This window comes from Nocardia sp. 852002-51101_SCH5132738 (genome assembly GCF_001665695.1).
GTDB classification, from domain to species: Bacteria; Actinomycetota; Actinomycetes; order Mycobacteriales; family Mycobacteriaceae; genus Nocardia; species Nocardia nova.
The window spans coordinates 1-905 of sequence record NZ_LZML01000082.1 but is presented as its reverse complement, the minus strand read 5'-3'; the positions used below and the strand labels follow the sequence as shown (position 1 = coordinate 905).

General features: G+C 67.3%; 1 protein-coding gene and 1 pseudogene. One reads left to right on the top strand and one right to left on the bottom strand.

From position 1 onward, the window contains the following. Positions 1-630, bottom strand: a 630-nt coding sequence (locus tag A5789_RS11695; protein WP_227462713.1) for a DUF4226 domain-containing protein, incomplete at its 3' end; no start/stop codon positions are given. On the opposite strand from A5789_RS11695, the pseudogene A5789_RS37775 reads away from it, so the two are divergent. Beyond that, positions 617-905 (top strand): annotated as a pseudogene (locus A5789_RS37775) (hypothetical protein); the annotation flags it as partial. The gene A5789_RS11695 and the pseudogene A5789_RS37775 overlap by 14 nt on opposite strands.

Genomic DNA, 905 nt, shown 5'->3' with positions numbered 1-905 from the left:
CGGGTATTTTTTGCCGTAGATGTTGTAGAGGTATTGGTTGGTGAGGCGGTTGATTTCGGTGGCGGTTTCGGTGGAGTTGGTGTTGCCGCCGGAGACGATGGCTTGGGCTTTTTTGAGGGCGATGGTGAGGATTTGGTGGACTTTTTGTTGTCCGGCTTTGGTGTAGGCGGTGGGTCCTAGTTCGGCGAGGGCGGCGTCGACGTCGCGCAGGAGTTGGCGGACGGCGGTTTTGTCGACTTTGTGTTTGCCGGCGTGGGAGTAGATGTAGTTGTAGAGGTCGTTGTCGAGGGTGTTGAAGGCGGTGGCGGCGTTGCGTTGGAACAGTTGGCGGGCTTTGACGGCGCCTGCGGTGGTGCCGGTGCCGTCGGTGCTGCCGGTGGTGGTGCCGAGTTCTTTGCGGAGTTTCTGGACGTCGGGGTCGTCGCTGTTTTCGTCGCCGTAGGCGGCGGCGAGTTTTTTGAGTGCGGCGATGGCTTTCTGGGCTTGGGGGGACAGGCCGGCGTCGCTGCCGTCGCCGGTTGTGGTTGCGCCGGAACCGTTTCCACCACCACTACCGGCGCCGCCGCCGCCGTTTCCGCCGGCGAGGCCGGACAGGGCGGAGGCGAGCATGGGCAGCATGGACAGTGCCATGGCGCCGCCCATCATGGCGGCGGGAGCGACCTGTGCCAGGGTTTGGTCGTCGATGCCGGGGATCAGGCTGGGCTCGCGTTCGGGTTCCAGGCTCGCCCGGTCGGTGGCCGGTGGCGGTGGTGGTGCGGCGGCGCCCGCGGCCGGGGGCGCCTCAGCGGATCCGGGCGCCACCGATACCGCGGGCGTACCCGGCCCCGACACCACACCCGCACCCGACCCGGCCGGAGCCGGACCCGGTGGCGCAGGCGGAGAAACCACCGGAACAGACGACGACG